Annotated in this window: 10 protein-coding genes and 1 pseudogene; 7 read left to right on the forward strand and 4 right to left on the reverse strand. The window is 59.8% G+C overall.

Annotated features, from left to right (window positions below; translation table 11 throughout):
- Positions 1 to 102: 102 nt before the first annotated feature.
- On the reverse strand, positions 103 to 1,908 hold the full coding sequence (locus DEQ67_RS19400) for a PAS domain S-box protein (protein WP_115861544.1): 1,806 nt from the start codon (positions 1,906 to 1,908) through the stop codon (positions 103 to 105).
- Positions 1,909 to 2,433: 525 nt separating this feature from the next.
- Here DEQ67_RS19400 and DEQ67_RS19405 point away from each other — a divergent pair.
- Positions 2,434 to 3,408 (forward strand): ABC transporter substrate-binding protein, encoded by a 975-nt coding sequence (locus DEQ67_RS19405; RefSeq protein ID WP_115803532.1) that lies wholly within the window; start codon positions 2,434 to 2,436, stop codon positions 3,406 to 3,408.
- Positions 3,409 to 3,686: 278 nt separating this feature from the next.
- On the opposite strand, the gene DEQ67_RS19410 is transcribed toward DEQ67_RS19405, so the two are convergent.
- Together DEQ67_RS19410 and DEQ67_RS19415 are read right to left on the reverse strand one after the other, a co-directional pair.
- On the reverse strand, positions 3,687 to 4,382 hold the full coding sequence (locus tag DEQ67_RS19410) for a creatininase family protein (protein ID WP_115891563.1): 696 nt from the start codon (positions 4,380 to 4,382) through the stop codon (positions 3,687 to 3,689).
- 210 nt (positions 4,383 to 4,592) lie between these two features.
- On the reverse strand, positions 4,593 to 5,726 hold the full coding sequence (locus DEQ67_RS19415; RefSeq protein WP_115803530.1) for an aminotransferase class V-fold PLP-dependent enzyme: 1,134 nt from the start codon (positions 5,724 to 5,726) through the stop codon (positions 4,593 to 4,595).
- A gap of 114 nt (positions 5,727 to 5,840) precedes the next feature.
- Here DEQ67_RS19415 and DEQ67_RS19420 point away from each other — a divergent pair, with 114 nt between their 5' ends.
- Both DEQ67_RS19420 and DEQ67_RS19425 read left to right on the forward strand, forming a co-directional pair.
- Complete coding sequence (locus tag DEQ67_RS19420; protein WP_236995439.1) at positions 5,841 to 6,668, forward strand: helix-turn-helix domain-containing protein; 828 nt, start codon at positions 5,841 to 5,843, stop codon at positions 6,666 to 6,668.
- Between the two features lie 168 nt (positions 6,669 to 6,836).
- On the forward strand, positions 6,837 to 8,438 hold the full coding sequence (locus DEQ67_RS19425) for an oleate hydratase (protein WP_115861550.1): 1,602 nt from the start codon (positions 6,837 to 6,839) through the stop codon (positions 8,436 to 8,438).
- A 339-nt stretch (positions 8,439 to 8,777) separates the two neighbouring features.
- On the opposite strand, the gene DEQ67_RS19430 is transcribed toward DEQ67_RS19425, so the two are convergent.
- Positions 8,778 to 9,818 carry an ABC transporter substrate-binding protein gene (locus DEQ67_RS19430; RefSeq protein WP_115861633.1) on the reverse strand — a complete coding sequence of 347 codons (1,041 nt, stop codon included), beginning with the start codon at positions 9,816 to 9,818 and terminating at the stop codon, positions 8,778 to 8,780.
- A 596-nt stretch (positions 9,819 to 10,414) separates the two neighbouring features.
- Here DEQ67_RS19430 and nikR point away from each other — a divergent pair.
- From nikR to DEQ67_RS19450, 4 genes and pseudogenes are all read left to right on the forward strand, one after another.
- The gene (gene nikR, locus DEQ67_RS19435) at positions 10,415 to 10,843 is read left to right on the forward strand and encodes a nickel-responsive transcriptional regulator NikR (RefSeq protein ID WP_004041006.1); all 429 of its coding nucleotides are present in this window, start codon (positions 10,415 to 10,417) and stop codon (positions 10,841 to 10,843) included.
- Positions 10,844 to 11,706: 863 nt separating this feature from the next.
- Positions 11,707 to 12,345 (forward strand): halocyanin domain-containing protein, encoded by a 639-nt coding sequence (locus DEQ67_RS19440; protein WP_223174124.1) that lies wholly within the window; start codon positions 11,707 to 11,709, stop codon positions 12,343 to 12,345.
- 283 nt (positions 12,346 to 12,628) lie between these two features.
- Positions 12,629 to 12,916: a hypothetical protein gene (locus DEQ67_RS19445; RefSeq protein WP_004061579.1), complete on the forward strand. Its 288-nt coding sequence runs from the start codon at positions 12,629 to 12,631 to the stop codon at positions 12,914 to 12,916.
- Between the two features lie 398 nt (positions 12,917 to 13,314).
- Positions 13,315 to 13,530: pseudogene (locus DEQ67_RS19450) on the forward strand (hypothetical protein); the annotation flags it as partial.
- Positions 13,531 to 13,574: the final 44 nt, after the last annotated feature.

A 13,574-nucleotide genomic window follows, 5' to 3' on the forward strand; every position in this document is an offset into this window, starting at 1 on the left:
TCCGCGTCCGGCGTGACCGACGAGCGGTCGTCCGTCACGGCCGTGCCGACCGAAACTCGCTCCCGCGTTCGCTCCCGCGCCTCGGACGACAGCCGCCGCCGTTCACCTGTCGCCCGCAGCGAACGTGACGCCCGTAATCTCGAACCGCGCACCACCACCGTCTGACTCGGTGACGCTAACCGTCCAGCCGTGGGCCTCCGCGACCTGCTTCACGATAGCGAGCCCGAACCCGGTGCCCGTCCGTGACGTCGTCTGTCCGGCTTGGAAGACGCTGTCGCGCCGGTCGGCCGCGATTCCGACCCCGTCGTCCTCGACGTAGAACCCGTCGGGGAGTTCGCCGGCCGTGACCACCACGCCGTCGCCACCGTGTTCGATGCTGTTTCTGACGAGGTTCTCGATGAGCTGTTGGAGCCGACTCCGGTCGGCGACGACCGTCGCCGTCAGGTCGGTTTGGAGTTCGGCGTCACCCGTTTCGATGGTCTCCCAGCAGTCGGTGACGAGCGTCCCCAGCGACACCGGTTCTCGTTCACCGACGTTGTCGCCTTTCCGGGCGAGCGTGAGCAGGTCGTCGATGAGGTCGTCGATACGGGCCAGCGCCCGAGCGGCGGTTTCGAGACGCTCGCTCTCGTGGTCTTCACGAGCCAGTTCCACGTTCCCCGCGGCGACGTTCAGCGGGTTTCTGAGGTCGTGGCTGACGACGCTCGCAAACTCGCTCAGTCGCTCGTTTTGGCGCTGAAGCTGTTGTTCTCGCTCGCGTTGCTCGGTCGTGTCGCGATACATCCAGAGATGGCCGGTCCCGTCGGGGAGTTCGATCGGTTCGTAGCTTCGGTTGAGCGTCCGACCGTTCGTCAGGGCGACTGACTCGTTGTGGACCGACTCTGTCCCGGCGATTAGTTCGTCGACGCGCTCGACGAAGCCCTCCGAATCGACCACGAGTTCGCTGGTCTTCCGTGCCAACTCTCGGCAGTCAGCGCCGATAAGCCCGGTTGACGGTTCCGAGATGTCGAACAGTTCGAGCAGTCGGTCGTTAATCGCGAGGACGGTCCGGTCGCTGTTCTCGGCGAGGACGCCGACCGGGAGCGACCGGATGAGCGTCGAGAGAAGCGCGTTGGTCCGTTCGAGTTCGTTCTCGCGGCGGACGCGTTCGGTCACGTCTTGGAACAGCGAGATGATGCCGACGACCTCGCCGTCGTCGTCGGTGATGACTCGATTGTGCCACTCACAGCGGATGTGTTCGCCGTCTTTCCGGACGTTCTCGTCGATGCTGTGGTAGCCGCCCTCCGCGACCGCGAGCTGGTCCGTGACGGCGTCGACGTTGTCGTAGCTGTCGTCCGCGACGATGACCTCCCAACTGTGGCCGCGGAGTTCTTCCTCAGTGTAGCCCAGAATCTCCTCGCCGCGCTCGTTGAGCCCGATGATCTGGAAGTCGCTGTCGTATTCGAGGACGCCGAGCGGTGACTGTTCGATGAACAACGAGAGGCGCTGTTCGCTCGCTTCGAGCGCGCGTTGCGAGCGGTGCCGCTCGACTGCGTTTTCGATACGGTTCGCGAGCACGGTGTACTGGCCGGTTCCCTGTTCTTTCTGGAGATAGTCGGTGACGCCCGCGGAGATGGCATCGCTGGCGACCTCCTCGCTTCCTTCGCCGGTAAAGAGAATAAACGGGAGGTCGGGTGCGTCCTCGCGGAGGGCTTCGAGAAAGTCTAACCCGTCGCGCTCGGGCATGTCGTAGTCCGAGACGACACAATCGAACGTCGAATCCCCCGCGCGATTGAGTCCCTCGGCGACGGACGTGGCCGTCTCGACGCGAAACCGGTCGCATTCCCGTTCGAGGAACGCCGCCGTCAGTTCGGTGAAATCCTCGTCGTCGTCGACGTACAAGACGACCACTTCGTCCACTAGCTCGCTCATGTCTATCCCGCTTAGACGTGTGCTGAGAAGGTACTTAACGATAGTCGCAGTTTGAGGACCGAGCAGGTCGTTGAGTCACGTTGGGCTCACATTCACCGACCTGCTCGACGAGTGCTTTCTGGTGGATTTCGAAGCGACGTGAACGCGTGAACCGGGTCGCGTTTGCGGACGGCTGTTCTCTGCGAAAACGAATACGCTAAGCCAGTCGCCCCCGGTGGTTGCTTTGACGTTCCTGAATATCTGACTGGCCTAACGTTCGGAACTGTTTTGTATGTTTAGGCTGGCCTAAATACTATGGTGGACGATTCCGAAAACAGCAAGACACTGACACGGCGTGGCTGTCTGAAGTACGGCGGAACAATCGCGGGAAGCGGGCTCCTTGCAGGCTGTTCTGGTACTTCCGAGCCAAGCAGTTCGTCTCCGAAGTCGCGTACGTCATCGACGCAGACGGCTGTTTCGGAGACGGTCTCGGAGACGGATACGGCGACCGGGTCAGATGAGCCGTACACTGTCACAATCGAACCAATGGGTGAGGTTGCGTTCGACGGCCCGCCCGAGCGGTGGACCGCATTACTACCCACTTTTGCGGATATGGCGTTCGCACTCGGTGGTGGACAGACGCTTGGTATTCAGAACCACGACCGTTTTGCGAGCGAGGCCTTCGAAGAGCTTCCCGGGATAGACTTCGACGCAGATGACACCGTGGAACTGGTTGCCGACGGTGTGAGTAAGGAACTGTTCTATGAGATGAACGCGGACGTGCATTTCATAGACCCCCATATACTGCGACTCTGGTACGGCTGGGATCAGTCTGACGTCGATGAGATTGCGGACAACGTCGGCCCGTTCTTTGGCAACTTTATCCGCCGCCACAGCGACGACTGGCACGATTACCGTTACTACACCTTGTACGAGGCCTTCGGATTGATGGCTGAGGTCTTTCAGGCACAGGACCGATACCAGGCATTCGTCGAACTCCACGAGGAGATGCTTGCGTTGGTCGATGAGCACTTGCCGCCAGCCGACCAGCGTCCAACCGCCTTACTGGTATATCCGGCCGACGGAGCGGGCTTCCAGTTCTACCCGTTCCGGTTTGATGACGGGGGAGTCAGCACCAAGCAGTGGCGTGACCTCGGGCTGACCGATGCGCTTGCGGCGACGGATGTCGGTCATTACAGTTTCTCTGACAGGGGGACGCTCGATATCGAAGCCCTGATCGAAATCGACCCCGAGGTGCTGCTGGTGCGAAACTATGGCGGGGCGTCCGAGTCAACGTTCCAGAAGGAAGTCGTCGAACCACTCCAAGACCAAGCGGGGTCCCATAGCGTGCAGGCGGTTGAGGACGACGCGGTTTACAGTGCCGGTTACCTTGATCAAGGGCCAATCATCAACTTCTACCATACCGACCGGGCGGCGAAAGATATCTACCCGGACTCGTTCGAGAACGTGACGCTATTCGACCGTGAACGCGTCGCAGAAATCGTCCACGGAAACATCTGAGACGGGTTAGAATAATACCTACCGCGGGACCGTTTCTGCTTCGGGCAGTTACGCCGAGTATCGCTAGTTCGCCCTCAGCGTGCTCAGTTCGAAGTCACCCGGGTACGCGACGCGAGGGTACAAAAAGATACTGAATTTTTGACATTTCCGGGCGTGTAACGATACTCACCGTCGGTTCGCAGGAGGGCGACCGTCACCACGCTCGCTAACTCAGTCGCACTCGTTCTCTGAACGTTGGCCTCCAGTGAATCGGTTCCACTCGGCTCGACCGAGGGCACTCAGAGGTCATCGACCTGACGCAGAAACGAACAGAGTGCGTCGGTGGCCGTTTCGAACAACTGTTCGCCCTGCTCGGCGGACGCAGACGTCGCATCCCCGACTGCACCGTTCTTGCTGAACTCTTCTGTGAACCGATTGACGACGCCACCATCGACCGTGTCGTCCCAGGTTGCGGCGTCGCCGTCGGTTGGGCTGCCGACCTCGTCGGGACAGATGTGAAGGAGCATGGATGTCTCGAGTTCACCGGCGTGGTTGACGTGGTCGTCAACGGCGCTCATCCACTCCCAGAGGAACACTTCGAGGTCAACCGTCGAGTCGTCGGCAACGGTACGCGTTAGGTTTCGGAGCGTCTCACCGTTTCCACCGTGGCCATTGACGAACACGACCATCTCCACGCTCGAGTCCGACAACGAGGTGAGAATCTCATAGCTGTACCGCCGAAGCGTTTCCGCGGAGACCGATAGCGTCCCCGGAAAGTGACTATGATACGGTGCGATGCCGACTGGAATCGTCGGCAGGACGACCGAGTTGAGATCACTGCGCCGGCCAGCCTCGCTCGCCAGTTCCTGTGCGATAATCGTATCCGTACCGACGGGTGCGTGTGGCCCGTGTTGTTCCGTGCTTCCAACGGGGAGCAGCGCTACCGTCGGTGCCGCGTCTTTGACGTCCGTCCAGGAACTCGTCTCAAGGTGCATACCGTTCGGTGCTGAGCACGCTACATAAGCGATACCAATCCGGTCACTCGGCGGCATACCGTGTCGGCCGCGGGCCAATACTGTACGTTGTGCTGATTCGGGGCGCGAATCTTGCATGCGATTCCCAACTGAAATCGTTCGATTGCTCCCGTGTGACGAGCGCTCAATTGACAGTTCCACGGATCTGCGCGACACCATGGCGAGCCTGGATTATTTCGGCAGTCGCTCGACCAGCCCATCGATTTCGGCGTGCGTGTTGTACACGTGAGGACTGACACGAATATTCCCTTCGCGCAAGGCTGTATGGATGCCAGCATCCGCAAGCGCTCGATGGGTTTCACGGGCCACGCTTTCCGACGAATGGCTGAGTACGACGATGTTGGCGTGCCGTTGAGGGTCTTCCGGCGTTACAACCTCGAACGAACTCGATTCAGCCCCCTCGATGAGCTGACCGACGAGTCGCTCGCCATGAGTGCTGATCTGCTCGATGCCGATTCCGGTCAAATACTCGACCGCCGCAGTCCAGGGCATGAAGTTGTTGAAGTTCGCCGTTCCAAAGACGTCGTATCCGGACGCACCGAGTTCCGTATCAAGCGACAGATTCTGCATTTCGTCCAGCGTCGTTCCGGCTTGCATCGATAACCAATAAGCGTTCACTGGACCAAGCGCATCGAGGACCTCCGGTGTGAGCCACGTAAAGCCCGTGCCGTACGGTCCGCAGAGCCACTTGTAGCCACAACTGATGAGCACATCGACCGGTGTTCGCGATACGTCAATCGGCCGCGCCCCAACGCCCTGCGAGCCGTTTAGCACGAAGAGCACGTCGTGTTCGTGACAGACGGTTCCGATCTCGTCGATATCGAGCCGCCGCCCAGTGAACGAGTCCACCCACGTCGTACAGAAGGCGCGCGTCCGCGGGGTCGCTGTCTCGGCGAGCTGCTGTGTCAAGGGTGTCGAACACTCGGCATCGACGAACCGCAGTTGGACCCCCTGGGATTCGAGCAGATGCCACGGGAGAATTGTCGCCGGGAAATCACCCTCGACGAGGATTACTTCATCACCTTCGTTCCACTCAAGCCCGTGAATCAGCAGGTGCAGCCCGTACGAGAAGCTGTTTCCGAGGATAATTTCGTCGGGAGAGGCGTTGATGAGTGTCCCGAGTGCCCGTTTGACCCCGGCTGGTACCTCGCGAAAGGCCTGTTCTGGGAGCCGATGGGGCGCTCGTTTCAATGTAACCGCATCGTCAACCGCCTCGACGGCTCGCTTCGGTAAGGGCCCTTGATGGGCGCAGTTCAGCCAAGTATGTCCATCGAACGGCCCGAAATCCGCATTCCAATCCGCCATGAGTCTCGTAGCCCTAGAGCCGACTTAGTAATTCGCCCGAAGCATTCTGTGTCGAGCTTATCTCCTAAGCCGACCGGGTATCTGTATCCACTATCGAGAACGTCCCTCCGCACCGTGCTTCGTGAGGTACTTGGAGAGGTTATCTCTGCGCCGGCGATGGGTGTCGTCGCACACGCGTCGGCGGTGATCGATGTCGACACGAAGTCAACGCGGTTCATCAAACAGAGCGAGCCGAGACGTTCTGACCTCAGGACTTTTGGGGACCTCGTCCGTCGTCTTCCACTGACCATGACCCTCGTCGTCGAGTGTCGTCTCGTCTCGGAGCGGTTGCCGCTGACCGACGTCGCCGCCGCCGTACCGGACGTGACCCTCCGGGTAGAGAACACGCTGACGTCCGCGCGGAGCCGACCGGTGCTTATCTTCTGGGCTGATGGCGGCCGGTTGGACTCGGTCGACGCGGCGTTACGGGACGCGTCGGTGGCGACTCACAGCGTGCTCGGGTCGACCGTGGACCGCCGTCTCTATCGCGTCGAACTCTCGGAGCGGCCGCCGGCCATCTACACGGAGTTTATCCGGCTGGACACCGCCCCCATTTCAGCGACGATAACCCCGAGCGGATGGGACGTGCGGACGCGGCTCTCCGACCGAGCGACGCTCGCCGAGTTCAACAAGGACTGCGAAGAGAACGGTATCACGTTCCGACTCGACCGCGTCGTCGACGTCGCCCCCTCGGACAGCAACGAGTACGGACTCACCGCGAAACAGCGCGAAACGCTGCTCGCCGCCCACGAGGCGGGTTACTTCTCCGTTCCGCGAACGACTTCGCTGGCGGAGTTGGGGGCCGAACTCGGCGTCACCGCCCCGTCCGTCTCCGAGCGACTCCGGCGGGCACAAGACCGACTCGTCCGGCACACTGTCGCCTCAGATAAAAAGACGTCTTAAACACCACAACAGGTTAGAGTCAGTACTTATCGCCGCACGCCCCCGGGATACAGACATGGCATCGAAGCTACAATCACGGGTGCGAAACCTCTCCGTGGACGGCGTCGGACGCCACCCGAATCGGCGGGTAGGCCGCCGCATGACGACGGTTGACGGGGTGACCTGCGCGTGACCGATACGGTCGGCACCGAAGCGGACGCGGCCGAACGCGACGCCTACTTCGTCGGCGGCGGCATCGCGTCTCTCGCCGGGGCCGCGTTCCTCCTTCGAGACACCGAGATACCGGGCGAAAACGTTCACGTGCTGGAAAAGCGGCAGGTGTTCGGCGGCGCGCTCGACGGGCGCGGAACCCCCGAGGAGGGCTACGTCCTACCCGGCGGCCGCATGTTCAACTTTCCGACCTACGAGTGTACGTGGAACCTCTTCCGGTCGATTCCGTCGCTCGAAGACCCCGACACGACCATCAAGGGGGAGATGGACGAGTTCAACGAGAAACACGAGACGTACGCCGAGGCCCGCCTCGTCGGCGCGGACCAAGAGATACTCGACGTCTCCTCCTACGGGTTCGAGACGCAACACCGTCTATCGCTGCTCCGCCTCCTTCTCACTCCCGAGGAGAGGCTCGGTGAGACACGCATCGAGGAGTGGTTCGACGAGACCTTCTTCGACACCACGTTTTGGTATCTGTGGGCGACGACGTTCGCCTTCCAGCCGTGGCACAGCGCGGCGGAGATGCGACGGTACATGCAGCGGTTCACACGGGAATTTCCCCGACTCCACACGCTGAGCGGCGTGTCGCGGACGAAGTACAACCAGTACGACTCCGTAGTACGACCGCTCCGCCGCTGGCTGGAGGCACGCGGCGTCGATTTCTTGGGTGGCCACACCGTCACCGGCCTCGATATCGTCCCGGCCCGCGCGGGCAAGACGGTCGAAACCATCCGTTACGAGGACCAAGACGGCTCCGCCGGCACTATCACCGTCGAGCCGACCGACGTCGTCTTCGTGACGAATGGGTCGATGACGGACGCGCTGAGCCTCGGGTCGATGACCGAGGCCCCCGACCTGCACGACAGCGGCACCTCGTTCGAACTCTGGAAGGCACTCGCGGACGACTTCCCCGAGTTCGGGAGGCCTTCGGTGTTCGCCGACCACGTGCCCGAGTCGAAGTGGGAGTCGTTCACGCTCACACTCCGCGAGTCGGACTTCCTCGAACACGTCGTGGAGGTCACCCGCGAAGAGCCGGGGAACGCGCTCGTGACGTTCACGGAGTCGAACTGGTTGCTCTCCATCGTCACCGCCGTCCAGCCCCACTTCGCGAACCAGCCGGATGACGTGAAGGTCATCTGGGGGTACGGCCTCTTCCCGGAAGAACGCGGGAATCACGTGAACAAGAAGATGGAGGACTGTACGGGCGAGGAGATTCTGGCGGAGCTCTGTCACCACCTCGGCTACACCGACCGCCTCGAAGAGCTCCGCGAGACGGCCACCTGTATCCCCTGTATGATGCCGTTCATCACGAGTCAGTTCATGCCGCGGACGCCCGGTGACCGCCCCGAGGTCGTCCCTACGGGATCGAACAATCTCGCGTTCCTCGGCCAGTTCGCCGAGGTTCCCGACGACGTGGTGTTCACCGTCGAGTACTCGGTTCGCTCGGCACTGATGGCGGTTCACGAACTGTTCGACGCCGAGGGCGATGTGCCGCCGGTGAGCACCCATCAGTACGAGCCCGACGTGCTTCTCGACACGGTACGGGCCGCTTTCAGATAGCGACCTCGAAGACGACGCTGGCTCGGATTCGGCGGCCGTCTCGAACCGTGGGCGTTCGAACTCCTCGACGGCGATATCTGTGTTCGCAACGAGCCGAATCGACGATGGTGAAGCCAGTTGCCCGCGGTCCGTGAGGTGGATGCACCGTTCCTGATTACTGATGACTTCAGGGCTCTTCCTGAACTTCGAGAGCTAGTGAGTGCGGCTGTTGCATTATCACCGATCAACAACCTCGGAGGCTGATTTTGATGCGCGACTTGCGTTCAGCAACATCGAGACTGAATCGGACCTGCGGTAGACCCGCTTTCTACCCGTTGAGGGACCTGGGGTCAAATTCAGTTAGAAGTCGCCGTTGATGATATTCGCGACCTGTTCGCGGTCGAACAGTTGTTCCTCCTTGGAAAAGTCGGGATACGGACCACCGTCGTAATCAGGCCACTCACCGAACTGCTCCGGATACAGCTGTTTGGAGACCATCTCTAACTGGAAGAGGTTCATTATTGGGCCGCCGTACCGGGCGCTAAGCGGATACACCTGGTCGTTTTTCACTGCCAAAATTTCTCCCGCAACCGGGTCGTTGTGGAACTCCTTTTTTACTGCTCGCCAATCGTCGCTCCTGGCAAACGCGTTTTCGACGAGGATGACTTCCGGATCGGTCTCGACGAGGGTCTCCAGGTCAATCGTGCTGCTCTCTTCCACATCCGAGAGTGCGTCGGGGACGCCGAACGGACGCGTGTGCGACCGAATGAATCCCGGGCCGTTCATGTGGAAGGTCCAGATGGTATCCAGCTCCGGAGTCGTCATGATTCGCGCCGTTTGCGGCCGGTTATCGCTTGCTGGGAGACTCGACGAGATTGTCGAGTCGAGAGTGGTTTTGACGTCGGAGAGCGCTTCGTACCGCTCCTGTTCTCGGAAGACTTGCGCTACTTTGCCGAAAATATCCCAGAGGGAATAATACTGGTACTGGTCTGCCCAGTCTGCCGGCGGTTCGCTGTGGTTCCGACTGAGGGAGTTCCCGAACCAAGGGGCGATTTCCGTTTGGACTTCCTCGACATCCGCGGTGTCCCACGCATCCATTGTCGAGACGTATGCCGGGTCGGCTAGGTGGAGGTCACTGTCGAGTTCGTACAGGGTTTCCTTGTCCGGATTCCACGAGTTGTAGAGATTCGACCAATCGACCGAGACTCCATTGAGCCGTTCGAGAAGCTTGTGGTAATTGCCCTCGAAGTTGGACGGGCTGTACATCGCATTGAGGGCATCACCGTGACCGAGAGCGACGACCATGTCTGCGTGGTGAACGAGAACGGTGAATACGCTCTTGGGAACCTCGTCGAGTTCGATAGTACCGGCTGGTGCCATCGTCACCGAATAACTCTCCACCTCCGGTTCTGTGGTCTTCGTCGCGGTTGACGAGTCGTTCGCGGTTGTCTCAGTCAACGGTGACGCAGAGTTCGACTGTCCGATACAGCCAGCGAGCAGTCCCCCACCGATGACTGCCCCACCGTACTTGATTGCGTCTCGTCGCGTCGGTGTCTCGTGATCGCTGGAACCGTCTGGCATATGGTTTAGGCCCACCTAAATACGCAAAAGCGTTCCGAATTTTAGGCAGGCCAAAAACATCAGCGAGGAGCACCGCGGCGTGGGCACATCGACGGCCCACTCTCGGTGAGACCGGGTCCGCAACGCGGACACACTCTGCCGTCAGGAGCGTTCATCTCCTCGACCGCGTCGTCGGTCCCATCCCGAACAGACTTGATTGTACCAACTCCCGCTGCAACCGACCCGGACGACTCGTTCCCCAAATAGTGCTGACAGAGCTGTACGCGGTCGGTGAGGAGCGCCGACGTTTCTTCGCCTTTGGCGTCGATTTCACCGAGTGTTGGTGCCCCTCCATCGTGAGCGGGCAGACCACAATTACCGTTCTTCCGAAGCTGAGGATGATAATGTTTAATATTTTGTCCGCTCTATGTTGTTATATGAGCGTGGTCAGCGTCTCGATGCCGGAGGAATTGCTTAATCGAATCGATCAGTTCGCGGACGACCACGGCTATACTGGTCGCAGTGAAGTAATTCGCGAGGCGAGCCGAAACCTTCTCGGTGAGTTCGAGGACAAGAAACTCGAAGACCGAGAGTTAATGGGCGTCGTTACAGTCGTTTTCGATTACGAAACGACAAGTGTCGAGGAGAAAATGATGCACCTCCGCCACGAGCACGAGGACATCGTCGCATCGAACTTCCATAGCCACGTCGGCGGCCATCATTGCATGGAACTGTTCGTGTTGGAAGGGTCGCTCGAAGAAATCTCGACGTTCGTCGGAAAGATTCGAGCGACGAAGGACACGCTCACAATCGACTACTCAGTACTCCCCGTCGACGACTTCGGCCCGCTGGCCGACATGAACTAATTCTGCTGCCCTTCTCTGCGTTCACGCCGCCCCTAGCAACATCTACGAACTTCAATCTTCGTTAGTATCAGCTCTAGATGGGAAACTCACAAGAACCGGTTGATATGTCGAGAGAGTTGCCAAAACCAATGGCTCAAATCTCGCGTCGAAGACTACGCTAGGAGGCAGGCGCACCCACGATTGCTGCAACGGGAGTCGCTGGCTATCTCGGTGGAGGGGGTGGACGCTCGATACTGTCACGGTCGCGTACGTCCCGATTTCCCCGGCCGTGCAACACTATGTCTCGACGCCATCCGTCTTGGACGTCTCCCGATCAGACCTCGGAAATCCGATCCAGCCGCCTTGGCTGGGGTCGCTAGTTGACGGGTGCCGCGAGTCCTCCCGCCCATCTTGTATCGGATGTCGCTTTCCTCGTCTTCGCACGGAATCTGTGTTCTGTCAATCACAACGAGATAATCGGTCGACCGGTCGCGACTCTCATTCAATACTAAAACCCTGAATTTACACGCTCTATACATATGTAGGTGTGGGCGTACTCCCAGTGCTGGGGAAGCGTCATCGCGTTGATTTGACAATAACTCGACCGTCAAACTGCAATGAAACGGTCCCCGACTCGTAGGCAACTCCTCCGCAGCACCGCTCTCGCTGGCATCGTGGCGATGGCTGGTTGTAGCACAACAAATCGTGAATCGAACGCCGCCAGTACCAGTACGACGTCGTCGACGAGCACGAACGACTCCGAAACCACCGCAACGACGACCACGGAGTCAACCCTGACACCCCCCGAGTCAATCGACGACTGGCTGGCAAATGCCAACGGTTACCGAGGCGATGCGCTTCGATACGGGCCTGGTTCCCAACCGTTGATTGAGGTTGGCCACCCCGTCGAGGACGGACTGTCGTTCGACCCGCCCGTAATCGAAGTCGCTCCCATGACGAATGTGACCTGGGACTGGACCGGTCACGGCGGGCTCCACAACATCGTTGCGCTCGATGGGACCTTCGACAGCGGACGACCGAACGCCCAATCGGGGACATCTTATCACTACATCTTCGAAGAACCAGGGACGTACCCGTTCGTCTCGGAACCGCACCGAGACGAAGGGATGCGCGGCGCCGTGTTCGTCAAAGAGCCTCCGTCGACGGGGAACCAGACCGTCGACAGGTGGGTCGTCGACAGCAGCAACTTCGACGGTACGGTGGTTGACCGAACCGACGTCGACACGGCGACAGTCTCTGTCGGAACGCAGGGCAACAGAGGTCATTTTGCGTTCGACCCCCCGGTTCTGAAGATTACGACGGGTACGACGGTCGAGTGGAACTGGACCGGAGTCGGCGGCGGGCACAACGTGGTGTTCCTGAATTCAGACATCCACTCCGGTCAGGTTACGCCCGAATCCGGAGTCCACTTCCGACATACGTTCGAACAGAGCGGAACGTATCGCTACGCCTGTCAGCCCCACAGATCACTCGACCAGAAAGGAGCGATTATCGTCGAATGACTATTGCCGCTCATTGAGACGGCAGCGAGTTAGACAGCGCTAGTTCTTTGAGCCCTCTCGCAAGGTGCGAAACGCAGGAGACGCCCGTGCGCTCGCGACATGCTATCGCTGATTCGGAACTCGACAAGAGGGTTTCAGACGACTCGGCTCTGTTGAACCCTCAGAACCTGACACGAATGGCGTACGAGAGACAACCTCGGACATTGAAGTAACGCTCGGACGATACGCCGCTGTGCGACGACCCATTCGGTACGTTCTATCGGCGATTGTCGGTCTGGGCGTAATGTCGTTGACGGCCGTCGTTGACGGCGGTAACCTCGGTCTCGTGGCAATGATTCCACTCATATACGGGACGACAACGGCGTTTGCGCTCGACAACGCAGAGACGATTCGAACCCTGTCCGGCGAGGGTACCTCGTGGAAGATTGGGATGCTTGGCGGCGGCATCGGTGCGGGAAGCACGGCCGGCCTGTCCCAGCAGTCGTTCGCGGCGGGTATCGTGGGCTACGGGCTGTTAGTTTTCGGAATCGCACTGGTCATTGCAGAGGTCGGCAACCAGGCAGACGAGTAACTTTCCGCAGGGACGAGCCGTCTCGACTGTCGAGCGACTGATGTGGTCGTTGCAACTTATAGCGATGAACGAACATTGCAAGCCAATTACGGACGCTCCGCCGACTATCTGCGGTTTACAGCTATGATTCGGTGGCCCATGAGCGTGATTCTCGCGGGTGTTGATGCGGGCTCTATCGTAATCACAGAGACCGACCCAACACACCGTGTTCTTACTACTGCCTACCCGGACACGCTTGTCCGTCGGTTCCTTGAACTGGTCATCTCGAAGGACCGTTCCAGCTCTGTACCTGGTGTTGTTCTAGTGGAGCGGTGACGTACTAAACGCAAGACTTCGATGCGCACCGCCGTGGAAGAAAAGAATACGAGATCGGTACGTCACCCAGAGAGCCGAATGAGTTTCTCTGTGACGAGTTCAACCAACTTGGTTTGATCCACGCCTCACTCGCTGACACCCGACTCGTCACGACGCCGACGCTGCTCTCGGTGTTCGTTCGAACTGAACAGCTCTCGACTGCCGAGGCACGGCTGCTCCTCGATGACATCAGCGACGCCCGTGGCTGGGGTGCGAACAGTTACGTGCAGCGGGCTCGCTCGTTGCTCGACGAGTCCTGACTCGTTTGAGCTCATTCCACAGCGGCCTTCCTATCGTTACCAAA

This window comes from Haloferax sp. Atlit-48N (assembly GCF_003383015.2).
Lineage (GTDB): Archaea > Halobacteriota > Halobacteria > Halobacteriales > Haloferacaceae > Haloferax > Haloferax volcanii.